Genomic DNA, 20,414 nt, shown 5'->3' with positions numbered 1-20,414 from the left:
CGATAAAAATCAGGCTATCCATTGGCTTCACCGTCCAGCATTTCCGTGAGCTTGCCCACGTAACGACGTGCGGTCATTTTTGCCAGTTCGCGGGAATGGTATTCACGTATGAGATTATCCCAAATAACACCCTCTAATCTTGCCAGTTCATTCGTGACATACCTCTCAGTCTCGTTAAGCCATTCTTCACTGGGTAACGGAATTGAGAACTCAAACGGCAAACCCGACGCTAATACTTTGGGGTGTATCATTTGACTAACCCCAGTTGTTTGCGAACCGCCTGCCTCAAATAACTGAGCTTTTTGATTTGCGCAACCTCACGGGCAAATCCGTCAACTTCGGTCGGGTCAATTTTGTATTTAGTCGCAAGATTCTGGCGCGTGGTCGGGTCAAGTGTGGTCGTGCCTTGTGGTGTTGCGAATGGGGAAAGAGCGGTTTCAAGCTCTTCAAAGTCGGTTAGTTTCATGGGTTTGCTGCCTTCTTTGAGGGTCTGGTTGGCTTTATCCCCAAGTCGTAACGCACTTGACGCGCAACTCCCTGAACGGTGTTGATTGGCGTGGAATATTTATGTGATAGGTCGACATAGCACTCGTATGGGATATGCCCGTGAGCGTGACGTTTTGCCAGTTCCGCAAGGTCGCTCCTCAGTTCCGCCAATGCCGCCTCAGTGATTTGCGGTCGGGTTCTGGATTCAATCAGTGTGGGACGGTGTGTCATTGTTTCGGGTTTTGGTACGTAAAACTGCAAACCGCCCGCACCATGAACCATTCCTAACATGCAACTATCAGCGGGTGAAAATCCTCGGTTCATGTATTCGCAGAATCTGGCGCGAATATCCCGCATCAGTTCACCCCAGTTCGATTTTGATTTTTCGATAAGTCTAAGCACGTTTTCCGCGTGTCGGTCTTCGATCACTTGCGCACCTCATTAAGTGGTTTGATGCGCTCATTTTGGCGGATTTGGGTTGCTTCTCGTTATTGAGCTTTGAGGAAATGCGCCGTTATTCCCCCTCGCTGTGATGCTTGTTACGGACTTGTGACGGACTTGTGATGAAGGCATTTTTTCAAGTGCTTGATTTTATTAAGGGTGTGATGACTGTGATGACTGTGATGAACTTTGAACGTGTGCAGAATTCAGGGAATGTGACGGACACAAAAAAGCCGCATCAGGCGCGGCTCTTGATTCGTGACGATAGTGCGTGATCTATGCCGCTTCTTTGCTGCCTGCCAGTCGGTAAACACTGTTACGCGCTACACCGTACTTATCGGCAATGGCTTGCATACTCATGTTGCCAGCCCGAACATCCTCCCTCAGTGCTTCAAGCTGTTCATCGGTCAATTTCGCCTTTCTGCCAAACTGCACACCTTTGAGCTTTGCCGCTTTGCGTCCTTCGTCACAGCGAGAATTGATAAGCGAACGTTCAAACTTAGCCACCGCTGCAAGAATGGTTAACATGAATTCGCCTTGGGGCGACGTGGTGTCAATTGTCGGGTTATCCAAGGCAACGAAGTGAGCGCCTTTCTCTTGCAACTGGCGAATGATTTTCAGCAAGTCCTCAGTGTTACGCGCTAAACGGTCAAGCTTCGCCACAATCAGGGTATCGCCCTTTCTGCACCACTTCAATGCTGCTTGAAGCTGCTCCCGATTGTCTGCGGATTTGCCGCTTTGCTTCTCAGAAAAGATTTCCTCACATCCTGACTCTTTCAGCCGTGCAACCTGATTTTCATAATCTTGTGAAAGGCTGGAAACCCTTGCATATCCGATTCGCATAAACATAGCCTTCAAAACCCCTTGTTTGGTTCATGCCGTAGCATGTTGTGTAAAAACTGTAACTTAACTTGCAACTATTGTACTAAATATCTTAGATGTTGTCTAACTGTATTTTGTTACAATTTTTAGTACAGTCATGACACGGCTTGAACCCGCATTCTACGCACTGATACAAACTTTCTTGATGTGTACTAAATATTGTAAGTTTTAGTACAGGGTGATTGGCTGGAATTCAGGGCAGAACCATTTGTAAAAAATCACACAAGTGTCTGTTTTTGTTAATGCGTGAATGTAAGTTTTACAGTGTTTTTTGAGGCGTATTTTTATAATAAGTTATTGATATTTAAGGGGAATATAGGGATAAGCGCGTATGCTACACCGATATACAACAAACCTGACAGAGAATTTTCTTTTATACTAGGTCGATGCTGTCAGCAATTGCTTAAACCTAAGGAGAAGAATGGCGTGAGTGCGCTTTACCCCCCGATCCGTGATAACCATCATTTTTACCTGAAGGTGGATGATGTGCATGAACTTTATGTGGAAGAATGCGGCGTGCCGGACGGTTTGCCAGTGGTGTTCTTGCACGGTGGCCCCGGTTCGGGTTGTGAGCCTTGGCATCGGCAATTTTTCGACCCGAATTTGTACCGCATTATCTTGTTTGACCAGCGCGGTTGTGGGCGTTCTAAGCCTCATGCTTCTTTGGAACGCAATACGACGTGGGATTTGGTCGCGGATATGGAATTGCTCCGTGAACATTTGGGGATTGATCAGTGGGTATTGTTTGGCGGTTCGTGGGGGTCGACCTTGGCGCTGGCGTATGCGGAATCCCACCCGGCGCGGGTGAGTGGTATGATTTTGCGCGGTATTTTTCTGTGTCGCCCACGGGATATTGATTGGTTTTACCAAGTGGGGCAGGGAATTGAGCGTATTTACCCCGATTATTGGCACGATTATCTCGCGCCGATTCCCGAAGCGGAACGCGGCGATATGGTGGCGGCGTATTACCGGCGTTTGACGGGCGAAAACGAAATTGCGCGAATGCAGGCGGCTAAAGCTTGGTCAACGTGGGAGGCGCGTTGCGCTAATTTGCAACAGAAAGAGAGTGTGTTGTCCCATTTCACCGACCCTTATACTGCGATGAGTGTGGCGCGAATTGAGGCACATTATTTCATCAATAAGGGCTTCTTGGAGCCGAATCAACTGTTGGCAAATGTGCATCGGATTGCGCATTTGCCGGGCAGTATTATTCACGGGCGTTACGATATGATTTGCCCATTGGAGCAGGCATTTGCGCTGCATCAGGCGTGGCCTAATGCGGATTTTCACGTGATTCCTGACAGCGGTCATGCGGCGAGTGAAGCGTTGATTCAGCAAGCATTGGTGCAAGCCACCGATGCATTGGTGGATTATTTGGCATGATTGGCTTGATACAGCGCGTATCTCAGGCGCAAGTGGCGATTGATGGCGTTACCGTTGGTCAGATTGATCGCGGCATTCTGTTATTGCTGGGTGTGGAAAAAGCGGACACCGAGGCACAGGCAGGGCGTTTACTGGAACGGGTATTGGGCTACCGCATTTTTCCCGATGCACAAGGGAAAATGAATCTTTCGTTACGTGAAATCAACGGTGGGTTGCTGATCGTGCCGCAATTTACTTTGCCCGCTGATACCCGTAAGGGGATGCGCCCCAGTTTTACGCCTGCTGCCCCGCCTGCTCAAGGTGCGGCACTGTTTAACTATTTCACGGCACAGGCGCGGCAGCAGTTGTTGACGGTGCAAACCGGGGTGTTTGCGGCGGATATGCAGGTGTCTTTGATAAACGATGGTCCGGTGACATTCTGGTTGCAAGTTTGAATGGGGGCTTCTATATAGAGAAGCAGTTTGTTGCTGAAGCGCTGACCGCCACTTATAATAAACGAGCGTCATTTGTCCATAAAGCCCCTTATGACAGTTGATCGGGTCATTCTGTTGCTACATCCTGACAATCAGGTAAGGTAGCGGGGTGTATGTTAAAAAGTGTCAATACTTGATGAAATTTGTCTGGAGCGGGATGTAATGGTTCCTGAAATGTCTTTAACTATCAAACGGATGGAAAGTCAGCCGACGTTGTTTGCGGCGCGACCTACCCGTTTGTCTTTGCAGCAACTGAGTTTAGGGGATGCGCAAAATCGTGCGGTCAGCGTAAACGTTTGGCGCAACCATGCCTTGGAGTCCATCGTGAGTTTGGCGCAACCGTATTTTGCGTTTGGGCGTTGGCAAGTGGCGTTTAACTTCGGTGATTATGACGATTCCTTGATGTTTGCGGGGCGCGAAGCCGCTGATCTGGAATTGTTGTGGTTAGACAGCAGCCGTTATTTGGCGAATACCGATTTTGCGGCTTGGAGTGAATGGCTGTTGACGCGCTTAAGCGTGTTACGTGCAGCATCAAACGTGCCGATTATTGTGGCGACTTGGCTGCAAAACGCGGAGCAATACCAGAGGATGCAAGCGCTGGTCGATACTTTGCCGGATATTTACTTTGCGGATATTGGTAGCGTGTGCGCCGAAGCTGGGGTGGAATTGCTGGATATGCGGATTGCCGTGGCAACTGGTTCTCCCGTTAGCAATGCCGCGCAGCCGTTATTGGCACGTAAATTGGCTTGCCATTGGTTGCCAGCGGCGTTATCACCACCGATTAAAGCATTGGCATTGGATTTGGATAATACCTTGCACAAGGGTATTTTGGGCGAAGACGGTATCCAAGGGGTGGAATTAACCCCGCAGCACAAAGCCTTGCAAGAATCCGTTAAAGCGTTGCAGAAAAAAGGTATTTTCCTCGCACTCGTCTCACGCAATGAGCGGGTGGATGTGGAAGACCTGTTTGCACAACGTGACGATTTCCCGCTGAAATGGGATGATTTTGCGGCAACCGAAGTGTCGTGGGGGAGTAAAGCCAGTGCGATTGCACGGGTGGCACAAGCATTGCGAATTTCCCCTGATGCGGTGCTATTCGTCGATGATAATATCGGTGAACTTGCCGATGTGACCAGCCAATTGCCCCAAGTACACGCGATTCATGCACATGAAAATGCTGAGTTGACCCGTCGGGCGCTTGAGTATTACCCCGCGCTATGGCGTTGGAAAGTAACCGCTGATGATGTCAAGCGCAATCAGGATATGAAAGCCAATGCCTTGCGTGAGGCGTTGCTGACGGAAGTCACTGATCCAGAGGAATATTTGCGCAATTTGCAGGTGACGCTGGTGTTCAACCAATCGCCGCAAGAACATTTGTCACGTTTGGCTGATTTGTGTAAGAAAACCAACCAGTTTAACTTGGCGATGCGCCGGTTTAGTTTGTCCGAGTTGACCGAGCGCTATAACAGTGAAAATTCTGCTGTCGCTTGCGTGCAATTGAAAGACCGCTTATCAGATAGTGGTATCATTGCGGTCATTGTGGCTGAGCGTCATGGTGATTTACTCATCATTGAGGAGCTGTGCATCAGTTGCCGCGCCTTGGGGCGTCAATTGGAAGATACCATTGTGTTGTGGACGATTCGTCATTTGCCGCAGTTTCAGACCTGTGAACAAGTGTGTTTCCGCGTGCAACACGGCCCACGTAACCAACCCGCGCAGGCATGGTTGGCAGGGTATTTGCAAGTAGCCCCTGATGCCGTTCAAGAAGGGCTGAATGGCATCCCTAGACAAACCCTTGAACAGTTTACGCCTGTACAAAGCGTCCAATTAATTGAGGAATAACAAGACATGGATTCACAAAAAATCAAGGATACCCTGAAGCAGGCGCTGGTCGCTATTTTGGGTAAACCGGTTGCCGCTGATGAAGGCGTATGGTTAAGCATGAGCGGTCGCAAGGACTGGGATTCACTCAAGCAGGTGGAGATCCTGCTGCTGTTGGAGGAAGAGTTCAATATTCGCTATACCGAAGAAGAGTTTGCCCAGTTGGAAACGGCGGCTGATATTGTGGCGTTGACTTTATATAAGTGTGAGAATGAAACGTCAGCACCGGCTGATGATGGTTTGTTTAGCTATTATTAATCTCATGAAGTCATTGAGCAATAGAAGGGGCGGGCATGGCGCGTTTTGATGAAATTCTAGTCGGGCAAGTTGCCGAGCTGGAGCATGTCGTAACAGATAAAGATCTGGAACGTTTTGTGGAATTGAGCGGCGACGATAATCGCTTGCACGTTGACCCCACTTACGCTGCCCGCACCAGTTTTAAAAAGCCGGTTGCTCACGGCATGTTGGGTGTATCGTTTATCTCCACCATTATCGGCACGCGCTTGCCGGGTGATGGCGCGTTGTGGTTTGCTCAAAATCTGGAATTCCTGTTGCCGGTTAGGGTGGGCGATACCCTAACGGTGCGGGCAGAGGTGTTGCGTAAGATTGATCGGATGCAAGTCATTGAGTTGCAAACCGATATTTTCAATCAACACCGTCAAAAAGTCACCACAGGTGTGGCGAAAATCAAAGTCGTGGAGTTTGAGGACGATACCAGTATCGAGCCGGAACCCCCACGTCCGGTGGCATTGGTGGTTGGCGGTTCGGGCGGCATTGGTGGCGCGGTATGCCGTCACCTTGCGGCTGCGGGTTTTGATGTGGCAGTTCACTATTTCACCCAAGTGGCGAATGCTGAATCCGTCATGCGGGATGTTGAAGCTGCGGGGCAAAAAGCGGTAATGGTGGCAGCGGATATTCGTAATGAAGCTGCGGTTGCCAATATGGCGCATTATGTGCAGCGGCATTTGGGTAATATTACGGTGTTGGTCAATTGTACCACGGCACCAATGGCAGCGATTCGCTGGGAAGATGTGCAGTGGAAGGATTTTGAGGCGCACTTACAGACTGCCTTGCAAGGTGCATTCCATTTGGTGCGTCATGTTACCCCACAGATGGAAGTGGCAAATTACGGCAAAATTATCCACATCAGTGCGCAATTGATTGAAGCGCCGATGGGGAATTTGTTGCCGTTTATTACTGCCAAGGCTGCGTTGGATGGCTTTAGCCATGCGCTGGCGATTGAGCTGTCCCCGAAAGGCATTCGAGTAAATATGGTTGCGCCCGGTATGACCGATACCGCACAGTTAGCAGAAGTGCCGGAACGTATCCGCTTAATGGCGGCAGCGCGTGTACCCTTGCGGCGCATTGCCAAGCCCGATGACGTGGCGGGTGTCGTGGCTTTTCTGGCCTCGCGTCAGTCCGATTATTTGACTGGGGAAACGATTCGCGTGAACGGCGGACAAGTAATGTCCTAGTTTCCCCATCGCTATTAGAAATAGGATTATTCATGTTGAAGTCGATCGCATTATTTTTTGATAATTTACTGAGAAGCATGATTCGCCCATTGGGTGGTTCTGCTGGGCGTACAGTACGTTCTTGGTATTACAGCCGTCGTTTTGGCAGTTGTGGAAAAAACCTCGTCATTGATGAGGGAGTGATTATTCAGGGCGCTAGGGATATTCACCTAGGGGATAACGTGTGGATTGACCGCTATTGCATCCTAATGGCGGGCAAAGTGCCCTTAGAACAAGGGGCGAAAGTGTTGGAGAATCCGAATTATCAACACGAAGTTGGTGAATTGCACGTGGGTAATAATGTGCATATTACCCCGTTCTCCTTGATTCAGGCGCACGGCGGCGTGCAGATTGGGAATGATTGCGGTACAGGTTCTGGTGCAAAAATTTATTCATTGACCAATTTGCCTACTGATTCGGCGAATCCAGAGCGGCGCGTGTGTTATAGCTGGGGTGGGGAATTGGCACAGTTATCCGCACCGATCGTGATCGGTAATAACGTGGGTATTGGTTTGGGTGCTGTTGTGTTGCCCGCAGTGACTATCGAAGACGAATGCTTTGTTGCGCCTTATTCCATTGTCATGAGTCCAATCAAAGCCAATAGCTTTGTTTCAGGGAATCCTGCTCGTAAAGTGAAAGAACGGTTTCCAGTCGCTGAAGCTGATAAGCAAGCATGAAAATGTTTGATATGAAACACCTTCTTGCTGCCAGCCTGCTTGCTCTGACGCTTGGTATGACTGGCTGCGACTCGCCTCCCCAACAACCCGATAATTTGCCTTGGCAAGTGACTAACACTGCCGAAGGCAATACGCAGGTGTTCCAGTTGGACATTGGTAAAGCCACGCTGAAAGATGTTATCAATCGTTTGCAAAGCTTCCCTGAAATGGCGGTATTTGCGCATGAAAGCGGTAAACGCACGCTTGAAGCGTATTTTGGTACGAAACGGATAGGCTTGTTTGAAGCCAAAATCATTGCCGAATTGCAAGCCACGCCTGCGCAGTTGGACAGTTTTCAAACCAATACTACTAAGCGCGAAGGCATGGCGAGTGGGCAGTGGAAACACACCTTGGCGGAAGCAGATGTGAAAATTGCCAATGATTTGCGGGTACAGCGTTTAATTTACATGCCGGTCATCAATTACGAGCCTGAAATTGTGGTGGCGCGATTCGGTGAGCCGGAGGAACGTGCTGCCTCGTTGCAGGCGGGAATCGACTATTGGTTTTACCCCAGCAAAGGCTTGGCGATTTTGATGAATACTGACGGTAAAGAGATTCTTTATTACACTGGTCAGCAAGATTACGCCGCGATGAAGCAGGAATTGCTGGAGGCAAAACCGCATAATGACAAGTGAGGCCCGCACCCCGCCTTGGTGGAAACAAAAAAGCCTTGCCGAGATGAATGAGGCGGAATGGGAAAGCATTTGCGACCATTGCGCCAAATGCTGCCTGATTAAGCTCGAAGACGAGGAAGACAGCACGGTGTATTACACCGATGTGGCGTGTGATTTGTTGGACGGTAAAACTTGCCAGTGCAAAGATTATGCGAATCGTGAAACGCTGGTGCCGGAATGTTTGCATTTAACCCCGGATAATCTGGATGAGCTGTATTGGATGCCACCGAGTTGCGCCTACCGTTTGTTGCACGAGGGCAAGAATCTACCGTCATGGCATCATCTGGTGTCGGGCGATAAACAAAGCATTCACCGCATGAAACAATCGGTGATCGGGCGGTTTACCTATGCCGCTGAGGTGAAGGAAGAAGAGTGGGAGGATAGGGTCGTTACATGGCCGCTGAAGAAGAAAATGTAAGCCAACGCATTGATAAATGGTTGTGGGCAGCGCGGTTTTTCAAAACTCGCCCGCTGGCAGTGGAAGCCATTGATGGCGGGCATGTGCAGGTAAATGAGGAGCGCGTTAAACCCTCGCGGCAAGTCCGTATCGGCGACAAGTTGCGCATCAAAAAGGGCTTTGAGACTTGGACAATTACGGTGCAAGGCTTGAACGAACAGCGCCGCCCTGCTAGTGAAGCCCGCTTGCTGTATGCCGAGTCGGAACATCACCGTGAAGAGCGTGAGGCGGTGATCGAGGAGCGGCGCTTGCACGGGGTGAATGTCAGGTTGCATAAGCCGGATAAGCGTGAGCGGCGGCTGATCGACAAGTTTAAGCAGAGCTGGTAAGTCGTTCGTTAATAGCCATGTAAGAAAATTAGCAAATGCTTATGAATGCGTATAAACTGGTGAAACCACTAGAAGGAGACACCATCATGAGCACACGTATAATTATTTTCACTGCTTTGAGCTTGTTGGCTGGCAACGCATCCGCTAACTTTTTCGATGGCTGGGACATGGGCAATTTTTTTGGCAACAACCGTCAGGAACAATCCCACCAAGCCAATGCAGTCGGGCAAACTTACGGCAATGGCAATACCGATGCCAATGGGCAATCACGCGGGCGTGGCGAAGCCGACATTAATATGGATTTCGACCTGAATTTCCGTGCCAAAGCAAACAGCATGTTCAATGCTGACAGCCGTGCACAAGGTCAAGGCGATGCAGCGCAATACCAAGATCAGCAATTCAATGCTTACGGTTCGGCTTACAACACGGCTTATAATAGCCTTAATACTGGTGCATACAGTTACCCGTATGTTTACCCGTACAGCTATTACACGCCCTACCCACAACAAATGTACGCGCCAACTTACCCGACTTATTACCCGCAGCAGTACTATCCGCCAGCACCTAGCTACTACCTGCCACCAGCCCAATAGGCTATAGTGGGCGGCAATATAATAAAGGCTACAGAAAAGGACTACTCTTATGCCACTATTGCGCCCACTCGCTTGGCTATTCGCGTTATTGCTGCTGATTGTGGCTGCAATTGCTGTATTCGCGCTGACATTTGATGCCAATCGTTACAAACCGGAACTCGCGGCTTTGGTCAAGGAACAGACCGGGCGCGAACTCGACATTGACGGCGACATTCACTTGTCGTTTTATCCCGATATTGCGCTGCAATTGGGGCAGGTGAAACTCGGCAATGCCAAGGGCTTTGCGAACGAGCTTTTCGCTGAGACCGATAGTGCACGAGTCACCGTACAGTTCTTGCCCTTGCTGGAGCAACAGCTCAAAATCAACGAAGTGCACTTGCAAGGCTTAAAGCTTAATTTACACCGCAATAAAAACGGCAAAACCAACTGGCAAGATTTATTACCGGAAAATTCCTCAAAAGCCAATGCCAGTGCGGGCGAAGCCATGACCAGTTTGCTGGGCGGCATGGTGATTACCGGCGTAAGCGTGCAAGATTCGCAATTACACTGGCAAGATGATCAGCAAGGCAAAACCGTGACGCTGGCACCGCTTAATCTGCAAACCGGCACGTTCCAGCCCGGCAAGCCGGTTGATCTTCGTCTTGATGCTGCGCTTACCCAAAATGAGCCGCCGCTGACAATGCAGCTAAGCCTTACCACCGTCGCACAATTGGCAGAAAACCAAGAAGACTTTTCCCTCACCGACCTACGCTTGCAAGTCAAGCAACCGGAACGCTTGGATACGAGTTTGCGCGGCAACCTGCAAGGCAATTTGAAAAAAGAACGTGCCAGCATCCCTGATTTACAAGCCGACGTCATTTTAGAGGGGCTGGGTAAAGTCACGCTGAGCAGCAAGCTGGACGTCAACCTTATCAAACAGCAATTGAACATGACCGACTTAAGCATCAACGCTGACGTGAAATCCACCGAGATTCCCGGTGGGCAATTGCAGCAGCAATCCAGCGGTAAATTGAGCCTGAATCTGGAGAGTGGCAAAGGCTTGCTCGATTTGCCAAACAACGTAATCAAGGCAGCCGAGCAGCAATTGATGGGCAGCTTGCAAGTGCGTGATCCCTTGCTACCGAGCCGTGCGGTTGATGGTAAGTTCAAAGCAGAACAGCTCAGTTATCCCCCATTCACCTTGCAGCAGGCCACGCTTGGCGTGCAGTTTAAAGAGGGGCAAGTCAAACTCACTCCCACGGGGACTTTATTCAAAGGCGCTTATCAAGGTGAAATTAACCTCGATACCCTGCAAACCCCGGCGACTTTCAGCAGCGAACACACGGTTAAAAAATTGCGTACCGAAGAATTGCTGTTCGCCCTTACCGATGATCGTTTGGTTACGGGGGCGCTGGATATGACCGCGAAACTGAATTCCGTCGCGGGCGATGCCAATGTTTTCAAGCAAAATCTCAATGGCACTATCGACCTCACCTTGAATGAAGGCACGATTCGCGATGCCAGTTTTGCGCAAAAAACCCGTGAAGTGGTCAAGTTGTTTGAGAAGGAGCGTGTTAATGCAGCAGGCGAAACCGAAGTCACGTTCACCCAATTGAAAGGGCAGTGGCAAGTTAAACAAGGCGTGTTCCATACCGATGAAAACGTGATGCTCGCCCCGCATTTTCAGGTGAAAGGCAACGGCGATGTGAATATCGTCGATGAATCCCTCGATTTTAAATTACGCATTAGCGAAAAGCCCAAACCGGACAAGGCCGACGGCTTGTTTGCACCTTTGCATATTTATGGCGCATGGGGTAAGCCCAGCTACGAATTGGAGCTGGATGTATTGCTCAAGGCAATTGCACAGCGCGAACTCGACAAGGAAAAATCCAAGTTGAAGGGGCGTTTCGAGACCGAAAAGCAAGAACAACTCGACGCGCTCAAGCAAAAGGGCGAAGCAGTCAAAGAGGGTGTCCAGCAAGACGTGCAAAGCGAAGTCGACAAGCTGGAACAACGCTTGCAAGATGAGTTGAAAAACAAACTCAAGGGCTTGTTTTGAGTATGTCTAGCACCTGCTGTAATTGCGCGAACGGTGTGTAGAAATGCGGTGAAAGGCGAATCCCACCGCCGCGTGTGGCGCAGAAAATCCCCTCTGTTTGCAAGCGCTTGAACAGTGCGTCATTAGTTTCACGGCGGGAACGGAAGGTCACAATCCCTGAGCGCCGTTCTACCCGTAAATCACTGAGAATCTCCATCTCCGGCAAGGCTTGCAAACCATCCAGCAAATATTGCACTCGCGCACTAAGCTGTTCCCACACCGCCACCATGCCGGTTTCCAGCAACACACCAAGGCTGGCGTGCAGCGCATGAATCCCCAACATATTCGGGCTGCCGCATTCAAACCGCCGCGCATCCAACGCCGGTTGATAGTCTTCCATCGTGTAATCGGTCAAACCTTCCGCCATGTGCCAGCCGTATTGGGTTAAGCGCAGTTGCTCCAATATTTCACGGCGCACGTAAAACAGTGCCAAGCCTTCCGGCCCTAACATCCATTTGTGTCCATCTGCCACCACGAAATCGGCTTGCACTTGTTGCACATCAAACGGGATTGCACCAATTTGCTGGATCGCATCCACACAAAACAAAATGCCCTTAGCGCGGCAAAACGCGCCGATTTTTGCCAAATCCATGCGCAAGCCGTTGGTGTATTGCACGGCACTAATGCTGATCAAGCGAGTACGCGCATCGCACAATGCCAGCAACGCGGTTTCGGGATCATCGGGATGTTCGCGCAAATCCAATTGGCGAAATTCCACGCCTTGGTTTGCCAGCGATTGCCACACATAGCGGTTGGAAGGAAATTCCTGACGAATCCCCACCACGTTATCACCCGCTTGCCAGTCCAGCCCGTAGGCGACGAATGACAAGCCTTCCGAGGTGTTTTTCACTAGCGCAATATCGCCCGCTGCGGGCGCATTCAGCAATTCCCGCGCTTGTTCGCGCAAGGCTTGTTCCACCGTCAGCCAGTGCGGGTAATTGAGCGTGCCTTGGCGTGCATTTTCTGCCGCAAACGCTTGCACCGCATCGGCGGTGACTTGCGGCCACGGGGCTACCGCCGCGTGATTCAAATACAAGCAGTTTTGCAGGGCGGGAAACAGGCTTTCGGGCGTTGGCATGATCGGCTCACACGGTGCAGTAATAGATGCCGAAGAGGTTAGCAGCATCCGTCCAATGTTGCTCACATTTGAAGCCTGCCGCTGTTGCCAATGCGATGAATTCCTCAGGATGGTATTTGTAAGAGTTTTCAGTATGAATCCGTTCCCCTCGCGCAAAGTGAAAGGTTTTGCCCGACACCTGTACTTGCTGCGCTTGCAGGCTCGTGAGGTGCATCTCAATCCGCCCCATTGCCGCGTTGTAACAGGCGTAATGCGCGAATGTTTCCAGATCAAACGTGCCGCCGAGTTCGTTATTAATACGCACCAGCAAGTTGAGGTTAAACGCGGCGGTCACACCTGCTGCATCGTTATACGCCGTTTCCAGCACCGCTTTATCTTTCTTGCGATCCACCCCAATCAGCAAGCCGCCGCCTTTGCCGACCAATTGCGCAATGTTGAACAGAAAATGCTGCGCTTCCGGCAAATCGAAATTGCCCAAGCTAGAGCCGGGGATAAATACCACGCGCCGCCCAGCGGGTACATTTTGCGGCAAATGCAATTCGCGGGTGAAATCCAAACACGCCGCATGAACGTGCAACCAAGGGAATGCAGCCCCTAAGGTTGCTGCCGATTGGCGCAGAAAATCGCCGGAAATATCCATCGGCACATACGCCGCCGGGCGCAACGCATCCAGCAACAATTGCACCTTTTCGCAACTGCCGCTACCGGGTTCGATCAGCACCGTATCCTCACCGATTAACGCCGCCATGTCCGCCGCATAATCGCGATAGAGCTGTTTTTCAACGTGTGGTACGTAGTATTCCGGCTGTTCCAAAATCGCTTCAAACAATTGCGAACCGCGTTCATCGTAGAAAAATTTCGGCGGAATCTGTTTGTGTTCGTGTGCCAGCCCGTTCAGCACGGTTTGGCGGAAATTGTCCAACTCCGGCTGGTAATCGTGGAAGCTGACCTTGGTGGCTTTGGGGCAAATAGCGTTCATACGTCCTCCGCGAGACGAATACCGCTGAACTGCCAGCGGTCGTGGGGGTAAAAAAAGTTTCGATACGTCGGGCGAATATGGTCGGCTGGTGTTATACACGCCCCGCCGCGCAATACCCACTGGTTGCACATGAATTTACCGTTATATTCGCCCATGCTGCCTTCCAATGGTTGGAAGCGCGGGTAGGCGGTGTAGGGCGAGGCTGTCCATTCCCACAGCGAGCCGTAGTGTTGCCCCGTGCCTGCTTGCGGGTGGAAGGTATTGCTGTCGGTGAAATGCCCAGTGATCGGCAATTCGCGCAATTTGTGTTCGAGTTCGGCTTCCAGCGGCAAGCGTTTGCCTGACCAACGCGCAAACGCATCGGCTTCGTAATAACTGGTGTGGGCGACGGGCGCGGCGAGGTTGAGCGGCTCGAAGCCGTGCAGGGTGAATTCGTACCATTGCCCATCACGCTGTTCCCAATACAAAGGCGCTTGCCAGCCGTGTTGTTTGCGGTAATACCAGCCATCCGCCAGCCACAGTTCGGCGCGTTGGTAGCCGCCGTCTTGAATGAAAGCGAGGTATTCGGCATTGGTAGTCAAACGTGAAGCAAGACGGTGGGGTTCAAGCCAGACTTTGTGTTGCGGGCGTTCGTTGTCGTAGGCGAAACTGTCGCCGTCGAAACCGCTTTCCAGCAAACCACCTTCGCGGGTTTCCCATGTTAGCGGGGCGGCTTCGCGCACCGGCAAGGTTTTGGGTAAGTAAATCGGGCGCAGCGGGTTGCGCCAGAAGTTGTGCTTAATGTCCATGTACAGCAGTTCTTGGTGTTGCTGTTCGTGGTGCAAGCCGAGCGTGACCCGTGCGGCGATTTCCTGCGCTTGGCTGGGGTCAGCGTCGCTTAGCAATGCCATCATGCGCTCATCAATCGCAGCACGGTAGGCGTAGACTTCTTCCACCGTCGGACGTGACATTAAGCCGCGTTCGGCACGGGGTTGCATTGAGCCAACGGTTTGGTAATACGAGTTGAACAGGTAGTTGTATTCGGCGCGAAACGGTTGGTAATTTTTCACAAACGCTTGCAGCAAAAAGGTTTCAAAAAACCAGGTTACATGCCCCAAATGCCATTTCGGGGGACTGGTTTCGACAATGCTTTGCAGTTGGTAATCGTCACGGGCAAGCGGGGCGCAAATCGCCGCGCTGGTGTGGCGGATGCGTTGGTATTCTGAAGCTAGGGCAGCAGTCATCTGACATTCCTTGATTGTTTCGTGCTTTGTAATACGTTTTGCGTTGGATAGCAGGTGCTCGCCATGATTGTGGGGTTTTTGTTTTCTGGTCAGCGCTGGTATGGTTGTGGCTATACTTTTGTTGTAAGGAGGTGTTGCGATGTCAGAAGCGGTGACGATTTCGTTAGAAAAATATCAACGTGCTTGCGCTGGCTGGACAAATATTGTCAGTGACTCCAGCCGTTGGCGCGAACAGTATCCTGATGCGCAAGGCTTTACGGATAATGAGCAGGAGCAAATGTATAGCCGCACTCGTGAGCCATACCCAGACGCTGCTTCGGCTTGGGATTGAGTGTCGCTCTAGCGATGCGAATGCGTGTTCGTATGTAGCTAAAATGTGCTTTCAAGAAATCATCATCGGTGTGTTGGAGTAGAAAACCCACTCTGGCTTTTTACTGATCATATCCCACTGATTAAATGTTCAAGAATAACCTCAGTTGTAGACATGCTCTCTCTTTTTCCTATGTATTGTGTGAACACTAAATCAAAACCAGTTTTCGAGCCGTAACCCCTCAAAATGCTGAAAATCCTGCACATTGCGGGTCACGAGTACCAAGCCATTGACCACTGCCACCGCTGCAATCTGCATATCCACAAAACTGGGCGTAATGCCGATATTTTTGAGTCGCACAATTTCTGTCGCTTGCCAACAAGCTGCTGCTTCGTCATAAGGTAGTATAGGCAATGTGGCACGTGTGCCTTCCACGTAATTGCTGATGTGGGTGCGCCTACGCCCGTCAGGGAGCAAATTCACCCCACGTTGCAATTCGTATAAAGTTTGTGCGGCTAACCCCATAATGTCACGGTGTTCGGCGAGCTTGGCAATGACGTTGGCATTTGGGGTAGGTTTACAGGCTTCCGATAAAATATTGGTATCGAGCAAGTAGCGTAACATCAGAAAGCAAAGTCCCTGTCGTGTTGTTGATGACGATCGCCGTCAAACAGGCTGGTGTCTTCAATACCAACTTCTTCGTTCATGTGTTGCCGCACGTTTGCCAACACATCGCTGAAAGTTAGCCCTTGCCGCCGTTGCAACGCTTGATAGTGAGCAGCAGATAACAAAATCGCAATGGGTTTGCCGTAGCGGGTCAAGTGGACTTCGCCGACTTGTGTGAGATCACGCAGAATGCGAGGAAGCTGGTTTTTGGCTTCTGCGATGGAATATGTTTGCATGGCGCACCTTTTATAGCCAAAATGATGGCTATCATCATAGTCTGTATGCTAGAGGGCAACAAGCCTTACGTTTATCCATATTTCACCCAACCAATTACTGTAAGGTAAGTTACTGTAACATTTCTTACGCTAATCTAAATGCGCAAGCGCATGGCAACCTGTTTCACCGCATCAAGCGTATCCGCATACAAAATCGCAATCCTATCCCGCGTCACCGCATCCGGCACAACCGTTACCCCATGCACCGCTGCAACCTCGGCATAATCCGCAGGCAACTCACCCTCGCCAAACAGCGAATAAACATAGCCTTCGCGCACGGATTCCAGCCCATGCCAGAGGTGTTTATCCACCAATTCCACCCAAGCGGGGACAAAATGTGCGCCGTAAAAATCGAAAAAGCCATTGGAGCCGCGCAAATGCATTTCGATGACTTTGCCACCGATCATTTCCACATTGCACAGCCCGGTGTAACCGGGAAGCTGGGTTTGGATCAAATTGCGAAGCAGGGGTTCTAACGCGGGCAAACGCACCCCAATATGCCAGTAAATTGGGCGTTGCTTGTCTTTCTGAGCAGCCCCTTGCGTGTGGGCAAACCACAGCACTTTGCCCGCGAGTACCAAACAATCGGTGCTGGTGTGGTCGCCGACCAAGTATTCACCCCAAAAACAGCCGGGGGCGCACTGCGTATACCCACTTGCCAAATCGCCTGCGGTGGTGGCTTGCGCATCCAGCGACATGCCCAGCAAATTGGTAATCGGCTTAACGAATAGCGGGGTTGTTGCGTCAATACCGACACTCAGCGGGTCAGTCCCACACGGTGCGGCTTGCAACCCCTGCGCCAGAGCCAGTTGCAGCTTGTCGTACACATGGCGATGCTCAGGGTTTAAGCGCCACGCATGGGTATCGTTAACGCCAATATCGTGCAGCGGCTCCGGTTGAAACAAATGCTGGCGGTGGGGTAACACTCCGTGAAACGGCATTGGCAATCTCCCAGTTAAAGGCGTGACACTTCACACAACAACGACTTAAACGGCGGAAACCCACTGATCGGGTCAAGCTGGGTATCGTCGGTCAACTCATTGATATTCGCCTCATTCCACCCGTGGAAACAATGTACCACACCCGGTTTCATCATATCGGTCACTGCTGCCCGAAACGTCACCGCGCCGCGTCGTGAACGGATTTCGACTGAATCACCGTCTGCAATTCCCCGCGCTGCTGCATCATCGGGGTGAATTTGCACCCGTGGATACGGGTCATGCGCCAGCATCGCGGGAATATTGTGCTGCTGCGAATGCGTGAAAAACTTCTGCCGCCCGCCGGACGTTAGCACCAGCGGATAATCCGCCAGCAATTCCGGCGTAGACAACGGGCTTTCCGCCGGTTCGCGGTAAGTCGGCAAGCCGTCGTAGCCGTGCGCTTTCAGTTCCACCGAATCGAATTCGATTTTGCCAGTGGCGGTGCGGAAGCCGTTGATGCGCCATTGCCGATCCGCATCCAAAAAGCCCATTTCCACCAATTCTTCGATCACGGGGCTGTAAACCGTCACGCCCGCCGGATTTTCCCACGCTTCTTTGCGGATGTCGGGTGGCAAACCTTCGCCCATTTCTTCCCACGATGCCGCAAGGTTGCCGTGCCAGAATTGTTCCGCCATGCCGAGTTTGACACCCAGTTCGAGGAAAATTTGCCCGTCAGGTTTGGCTTCGCCGCGTGGCGGCAGGGCTTGGTGGCGGTATTTCACTTCGCCCTGATACGCGCAGCCGGGGTAGGCGATTAGCGCGGTGCGTTCCAAACTGGTCGCGGCAGGCAATACGATGTCGGCTTGCAGGGTGGCAGGGTTGTGGAAAAAGTCGGAGACGGCGAAGAATTCCAGTTCGCCCAAGGCGCGTTCCATGCGTTTGGAATTTGCCCACATCGCGGTGTTAATGCCCATTGCCAGCAAGGCTTTGAGCGGTTGCGGCTTGCCTTCGAGGATGCAATCCGGCATCAACATGCTTTGTGCAGCAGGCCAATATTTTGTCCAAATCGGGAAGACTTCATCGCCGATACGCGGGGGCAATTCGTTTTTGCACACGTCGAACAGTTCAATCGGTTTGGGCAATACTTTGTCGTTGAAGAAGCGGTTGCCGCCTTCGCGGTCAATATTGCCTGTGACGGAGGAGAGCAAAATCATCGCACGGTGATTCTGGAAGCCGTTGCTATGTTGCACGGTGGATGTGGGCGACATGGCAATTTGCGCAGGCTTGGTGGTGGCAAATAGCTCCACCGCTGCACGTAAATCGGCTTCGCTAATGCCGCAAATCGCCGCAACCCGTTGCGGTGGGAATTCTTGGATGTAGTCGCGGAAAGCGTCCAGCCCGTTTGCCCATTCATCCAGAAACGCTTGATCTTGCCAGCCATTCGCAAAAATTAGGTGGTGGAAACCGAGGGCGAGTGCGCCATCCGTGCCGGGGCGGATTTGCAGGTGAATGTCGGCAATTTCGGCGGTTTCGGTGCGGCGCGGGTCAACCACGATCATCTTGCGGCCTTTTTTGCGGTTGGCAAGGTGGTGATTTTCAAACGGTGGAATTGAGCCGGAGGCGTTGGTTGACCACACCAAGACGCAACGGGTTTTCGGTGATTCGACGGTGGAGGTGGTTTTGAGTTTGTAACCGTAGGTGAGTTTTTCCGCGACCATCGTTGCCGAGAAGCAGCAGCCGGATTCGGTGAGGTAGTTGGGGCTGCCGAAAGCGTGCGCGAGGCGTTGCAATTGCGGGCGGGCTTCTTTGGTGTATCCGGCGAAAAACCCCACGGCGGGTGCACCGTATTGTGCCTTGGTTTTTTGCAGTGCGGCGGTAATGGTGTCGAGGGCTTCTTCCCAACTGATGCGCTCGAATTCGCCCGAACCTTTTGCACCGACGCGCTTGAGCGGGTAAAGCAGGCGGTCGGGGTGGTATTGGCGCTCTAACTGCAATTGTCCGCGTGGGCAATTCGGCAAGCCTTCTACTTTTATGGCGCGACCGCTGGCGTCAATGGTGACATCGAACAGGCAATTGGCATCGCATTCGTAACAGGTGGTGCTTTTGACTACGTTAGTCATGGCGAATCTCGTGGTAATCGAATCGCGCCAGTGTAGTGTAGATTGGCAAAGCGTTTGGAATGACCACCTAACGCACTAGGGAATTTGCTATCATGCGCTGTGGATCTATTGTGGATCGTTCATTGAAAAAAGTGAAAGGAAGTTGAGCTATGTTGACCCAAGCAGACCTTGCTGACCTGCAATACGCTAAAACACTGTTGGAAAACCCCGGTCTGGCGGCACGCATCAGCAATGCGGTGGGTACGCCCATTGAAAAAGGCTTGGCAATGTTGCCTGAAGGGGCGAATGAAATGATTGTCACCACCACTCGCAAGGCGTTGGAGACGGCTTTGGATTTCGCCCTGTATACGCTCGATGAAGAGCCGCAGCGTTCCACTAATTGGCTGCACAAAACCTTTGCGGGCTTGAGTGGTGCGGCGGGTGGGGCGTTTGGTTTGCCAGCGTTGGCAATTGAATTGCCGGTTTCTACCGCGATTATTCTGCGCTCCATTGCCGATATTGCCCGCAGTGAGGGTGAATCCATCAAGTCGCCCGAAGCGCGTCTGGCGTGTTTGGAAGTGTTTGCGCTGGGCGGTTCTGCCGCTAACGATGATGCGGTGGAGTCGGGGTATTTCACGGTGCGGGCGGTATTGGCGAAATCATTGGCGGAAGCGACGCAATACTTAGCGGTGCATGGTGTTGCGCAAAAAACTGCACCGCCCTTGGTGCGATTGCTGACGCAAATTGCGGCGCGGTTCGGGATTCCGGTGACGCAAAAAGCGGTAGCACAGTCTTTACCCGTGGTGGGTGCGGCGGGCGGGGCGCTGATTAATACCCTGTTTGTCGACCATTTCCAAAACATGAGTCGCGGACATTTCATTGTGCGGCGTTTGGAGCGCGTTTACGGTACAGAAACCGTTAAGTTAGCTTATCTGAAACTCTAGGGCGTGCTAGTATC

23 protein-coding genes are annotated in these 20,414 nt (G+C 51.5%); 13 read left to right on the top strand and 10 right to left on the bottom strand.

Going from position 1 to position 20,414, the window contains the following annotated elements:
- Positions 1 to 14: 14 nt before the first annotated feature.
- From L2Y54_RS01765 to L2Y54_RS01755, 3 genes are all read right to left on the bottom strand, one after another.
- Positions 15 to 251, bottom strand: coding sequence for a hypothetical protein (locus L2Y54_RS01765; RefSeq protein WP_236499485.1), 237 nt, complete (start codon positions 249 to 251; stop codon positions 15 to 17).
- Positions 248 to 466 (bottom strand): hypothetical protein, encoded by a 219-nt coding sequence (locus L2Y54_RS01760; RefSeq protein ID WP_236499483.1) that lies wholly within the window; start codon positions 464 to 466, stop codon positions 248 to 250. Before L2Y54_RS01760 ends, L2Y54_RS01765 begins: the two co-directional genes overlap by 4 nt.
- Positions 467 to 1,203: 737 nt before the next feature.
- A complete protein-coding gene (locus tag L2Y54_RS01755; RefSeq protein WP_236499481.1) occupies positions 1,204 to 1,770 on the bottom strand; it encodes a recombinase family protein in 567 nt (188 codons plus the stop codon).
- 465 nt (positions 1,771 to 2,235) lie between these two features.
- Here L2Y54_RS01755 and pip point away from each other — a divergent pair, with 465 nt between their 5' ends.
- From pip to L2Y54_RS01700, 11 genes are all read left to right on the top strand, one after another.
- Entirely contained in the window at positions 2,236 to 3,192 is a 957-nt protein-coding gene (gene pip, locus L2Y54_RS01750) for a prolyl aminopeptidase (protein ID WP_236499479.1), read from the top strand.
- The gene (gene dtd / locus L2Y54_RS01745; protein WP_236499477.1) at positions 3,189 to 3,626 is read left to right on the top strand and encodes a D-aminoacyl-tRNA deacylase; all 438 of its coding nucleotides are present in this window, start codon (positions 3,189 to 3,191) and stop codon (positions 3,624 to 3,626) included. The genes pip and dtd overlap by 4 nt, the downstream gene beginning before the upstream one ends.
- Positions 3,627 to 3,839: 213 nt before the next feature.
- A complete protein-coding gene (locus L2Y54_RS01740) occupies positions 3,840 to 5,507 on the top strand; it encodes an HAD-IIIC family phosphatase (RefSeq protein ID WP_236499476.1) in 1,668 nt (555 codons plus the stop codon).
- A 6-nt stretch (positions 5,508 to 5,513) separates the two neighbouring features.
- The gene (locus tag L2Y54_RS01735) at positions 5,514 to 5,804 is read left to right on the top strand and encodes a phosphopantetheine-binding protein (protein ID WP_202715695.1); all 291 of its coding nucleotides are present in this window, start codon (positions 5,514 to 5,516) and stop codon (positions 5,802 to 5,804) included.
- Positions 5,805 to 5,839: 35 nt separating this feature from the next.
- Positions 5,840 to 7,021 carry an SDR family oxidoreductase gene (locus L2Y54_RS01730; RefSeq protein WP_236499475.1) on the top strand — a complete coding sequence of 394 codons (1,182 nt, stop codon included), beginning with the start codon at positions 5,840 to 5,842 and terminating at the stop codon, positions 7,019 to 7,021.
- A gap of 32 nt (positions 7,022 to 7,053) precedes the next feature.
- Positions 7,054 to 7,737 carry an acyltransferase gene (locus L2Y54_RS01725; RefSeq protein WP_236499474.1) on the top strand — a complete coding sequence of 228 codons (684 nt, stop codon included), beginning with the start codon at positions 7,054 to 7,056 and terminating at the stop codon, positions 7,735 to 7,737.
- Positions 7,738 to 7,748: 11 nt separating this feature from the next.
- Positions 7,749 to 8,411 (top strand): hypothetical protein, encoded by a 663-nt coding sequence (locus tag L2Y54_RS01720; protein WP_236499473.1) that lies wholly within the window; start codon positions 7,749 to 7,751, stop codon positions 8,409 to 8,411.
- Positions 8,401 to 8,868, top strand: a complete 468-nt coding sequence (locus L2Y54_RS01715) for a YcgN family cysteine cluster protein (protein ID WP_236499472.1) — start codon at positions 8,401 to 8,403, stop codon at positions 8,866 to 8,868. The genes L2Y54_RS01720 and L2Y54_RS01715 overlap by 11 nt, the downstream gene beginning before the upstream one ends.
- A complete protein-coding gene (locus L2Y54_RS01710) occupies positions 8,844 to 9,236 on the top strand; it encodes an RNA-binding S4 domain-containing protein (RefSeq protein ID WP_236499471.1) in 393 nt (130 codons plus the stop codon). The genes L2Y54_RS01715 and L2Y54_RS01710 overlap by 25 nt, the downstream gene beginning before the upstream one ends.
- 86 nt (positions 9,237 to 9,322) lie before the next feature.
- Entirely contained in the window at positions 9,323 to 9,829 is a 507-nt protein-coding gene (locus tag L2Y54_RS01705) for a hypothetical protein (RefSeq protein ID WP_236499470.1), read from the top strand.
- 49 nt (positions 9,830 to 9,878) lie between these two features.
- Positions 9,879 to 11,867: an AsmA family protein gene (locus L2Y54_RS01700; RefSeq protein ID WP_236499469.1), complete on the top strand. Its 1,989-nt coding sequence runs from the start codon at positions 9,879 to 9,881 to the stop codon at positions 11,865 to 11,867.
- Here the strand turns inward: L2Y54_RS01700 and L2Y54_RS01695 are convergent.
- The 3 genes from L2Y54_RS01695 to egtB are packed head-to-tail and all read right to left on the bottom strand — an operon-like array spanning position 11,851 to position 15,186.
- A complete protein-coding gene (locus L2Y54_RS01695; protein WP_236499468.1) occupies positions 11,851 to 13,050 on the bottom strand; it encodes an aminotransferase class V-fold PLP-dependent enzyme in 1,200 nt (399 codons plus the stop codon). The two genes, L2Y54_RS01700 and L2Y54_RS01695, sit on opposite strands and share 17 nt — an antisense overlap.
- The gene (egtD, locus tag L2Y54_RS01690) at positions 12,992 to 13,963 is read right to left on the bottom strand and encodes an L-histidine N(alpha)-methyltransferase (RefSeq protein ID WP_236499467.1); all 972 of its coding nucleotides are present in this window, start codon (positions 13,961 to 13,963) and stop codon (positions 12,992 to 12,994) included. Before egtD ends, L2Y54_RS01695 begins: the two co-directional genes overlap by 59 nt.
- Entirely contained in the window at positions 13,960 to 15,186 is a 1,227-nt protein-coding gene (egtB, locus tag L2Y54_RS01685; RefSeq protein WP_236499466.1) for an ergothioneine biosynthesis protein EgtB, read from the bottom strand. Before egtB ends, egtD begins: the two co-directional genes overlap by 4 nt.
- A 139-nt stretch (positions 15,187 to 15,325) precedes the next feature.
- Here egtB and L2Y54_RS01680 point away from each other — a divergent pair, with 139 nt between their 5' ends.
- Positions 15,326 to 15,517: a hypothetical protein gene (locus L2Y54_RS01680; protein WP_236499465.1), complete on the top strand. Its 192-nt coding sequence runs from the start codon at positions 15,326 to 15,328 to the stop codon at positions 15,515 to 15,517.
- A 192-nt stretch (positions 15,518 to 15,709) separates the two neighbouring features.
- On the opposite strand, the gene L2Y54_RS01675 is transcribed toward L2Y54_RS01680, so the two are convergent.
- The 4 genes from L2Y54_RS01675 to L2Y54_RS01660 all read right to left on the bottom strand — a co-directional run bounded on the left by L2Y54_RS01675 (position 15,710) and on the right by L2Y54_RS01660 (position 19,477).
- The gene (locus L2Y54_RS01675; protein WP_236499464.1) at positions 15,710 to 16,120 is read right to left on the bottom strand and encodes a type II toxin-antitoxin system VapC family toxin; all 411 of its coding nucleotides are present in this window, start codon (positions 16,118 to 16,120) and stop codon (positions 15,710 to 15,712) included.
- Positions 16,120 to 16,398, bottom strand: coding sequence for a type II toxin-antitoxin system Phd/YefM family antitoxin (locus L2Y54_RS01670; RefSeq protein WP_236499463.1), 279 nt, complete (start codon positions 16,396 to 16,398; stop codon positions 16,120 to 16,122). Before L2Y54_RS01670 ends, L2Y54_RS01675 begins: the two co-directional genes overlap by 1 nt.
- A gap of 134 nt (positions 16,399 to 16,532) precedes the next feature.
- Positions 16,533 to 17,378 carry a hypothetical protein gene (locus L2Y54_RS01665; protein WP_236499462.1) on the bottom strand — a complete coding sequence of 282 codons (846 nt, stop codon included), beginning with the start codon at positions 17,376 to 17,378 and terminating at the stop codon, positions 16,533 to 16,535.
- Between the two features lie 14 nt (positions 17,379 to 17,392).
- Positions 17,393 to 19,477, bottom strand: a complete 2,085-nt coding sequence (locus L2Y54_RS01660) for a molybdopterin-containing oxidoreductase family protein (RefSeq protein WP_236499461.1) — start codon at positions 19,475 to 19,477, stop codon at positions 17,393 to 17,395.
- A 149-nt stretch (positions 19,478 to 19,626) separates the two neighbouring features.
- On the opposite strand from L2Y54_RS01660, the gene L2Y54_RS01655 reads away from it, so the two are divergent.
- Positions 19,627 to 20,400 (top strand): EcsC family protein, encoded by a 774-nt coding sequence (locus L2Y54_RS01655; protein ID WP_236499460.1) that lies wholly within the window; start codon positions 19,627 to 19,629, stop codon positions 20,398 to 20,400.
- Positions 20,401 to 20,414: the final 14 nt, after the last annotated feature.

The sequence above is a fragment of the Thiothrix winogradskyi genome (genome assembly GCF_021650935.1).
Classification (GTDB): Bacteria; Pseudomonadota; Gammaproteobacteria; order Thiotrichales; family Thiotrichaceae; genus Thiothrix; species Thiothrix winogradskyi.
The sequence above is the reverse complement of the archived record's forward strand: the minus strand, read 5'-3'. Positions and strand labels throughout refer to the sequence as shown.

What these genes read in the sequence shown, in the direction of transcription:
- L2Y54_RS01710 (WP_236499471.1), top strand. Translation starts at nt 8,844, where the DNA reads ATGGCCGCTGAAGAAGAAAATGTAAGCCAACGCATTGATAAATGGTTG.
- L2Y54_RS01730 (WP_236499475.1), top strand. Translation starts at nt 5,840, where the DNA reads ATGGCGCGTTTTGATGAAATTCTAGTCGGGCAAGTTGCCGAGCTGGAG.
- L2Y54_RS01735 (WP_202715695.1), top strand. Translation starts at nt 5,514, where the DNA reads ATGGATTCACAAAAAATCAAGGATACCCTGAAGCAGGCGCTGGTCGCT.
- egtB (WP_236499466.1), bottom strand. Translation starts at nt 15,186, where the DNA reads ATGACTGCTGCCCTAGCTTCAGAATACCAACGCATCCGCCACACCAGC.
- L2Y54_RS01740 (WP_236499476.1), top strand. Translation starts at nt 3,840, where the DNA reads ATGTCTTTAACTATCAAACGGATGGAAAGTCAGCCGACGTTGTTTGCG.
- L2Y54_RS01765 (WP_236499485.1), bottom strand. Translation starts at nt 251, where the DNA reads ATGATACACCCCAAAGTATTAGCGTCGGGTTTGCCGTTTGAGTTCTCA.
- L2Y54_RS01680 (WP_236499465.1), top strand. Translation starts at nt 15,326, where the DNA reads ATGTCAGAAGCGGTGACGATTTCGTTAGAAAAATATCAACGTGCTTGC.
- L2Y54_RS01720 (WP_236499473.1), top strand. Translation starts at nt 7,749, where the DNA reads ATGAAACACCTTCTTGCTGCCAGCCTGCTTGCTCTGACGCTTGGTATG.
- L2Y54_RS01705 (WP_236499470.1), top strand. Translation starts at nt 9,323, where the DNA reads ATGAGCACACGTATAATTATTTTCACTGCTTTGAGCTTGTTGGCTGGC.
- L2Y54_RS01715 (WP_236499472.1), top strand. Translation starts at nt 8,401, where the DNA reads ATGACAAGTGAGGCCCGCACCCCGCCTTGGTGGAAACAAAAAAGCCTT.
- egtD (WP_236499467.1), bottom strand. Translation starts at nt 13,963, where the DNA reads ATGAACGCTATTTGCCCCAAAGCCACCAAGGTCAGCTTCCACGATTAC.
- L2Y54_RS01665 (WP_236499462.1), bottom strand. Translation starts at nt 17,378, where the DNA reads ATGCCGTTTCACGGAGTGTTACCCCACCGCCAGCATTTGTTTCAACCG.
- dtd (WP_236499477.1), top strand. Translation starts at nt 3,189, where the DNA reads ATGATTGGCTTGATACAGCGCGTATCTCAGGCGCAAGTGGCGATTGAT.
- L2Y54_RS01700 (WP_236499469.1), top strand. Translation starts at nt 9,879, where the DNA reads ATGCCACTATTGCGCCCACTCGCTTGGCTATTCGCGTTATTGCTGCTG.
- L2Y54_RS01655 (WP_236499460.1), top strand. Translation starts at nt 19,627, where the DNA reads ATGTTGACCCAAGCAGACCTTGCTGACCTGCAATACGCTAAAACACTG.
- L2Y54_RS01660 (WP_236499461.1), bottom strand. Translation starts at nt 19,477, where the DNA reads ATGACTAACGTAGTCAAAAGCACCACCTGTTACGAATGCGATGCCAAT.
- L2Y54_RS01675 (WP_236499464.1), bottom strand. Translation starts at nt 16,120, where the DNA reads ATGTTACGCTACTTGCTCGATACCAATATTTTATCGGAAGCCTGTAAA.
- L2Y54_RS01755 (WP_236499481.1), bottom strand. Translation starts at nt 1,770, where the DNA reads ATGCGAATCGGATATGCAAGGGTTTCCAGCCTTTCACAAGATTATGAA.
- L2Y54_RS01760 (WP_236499483.1), bottom strand. Translation starts at nt 466, where the DNA reads ATGAAACTAACCGACTTTGAAGAGCTTGAAACCGCTCTTTCCCCATTC.
- L2Y54_RS01725 (WP_236499474.1), top strand. Translation starts at nt 7,054, where the DNA reads ATGTTGAAGTCGATCGCATTATTTTTTGATAATTTACTGAGAAGCATG.
- L2Y54_RS01670 (WP_236499463.1), bottom strand. Translation starts at nt 16,398, where the DNA reads ATGCAAACATATTCCATCGCAGAAGCCAAAAACCAGCTTCCTCGCATT.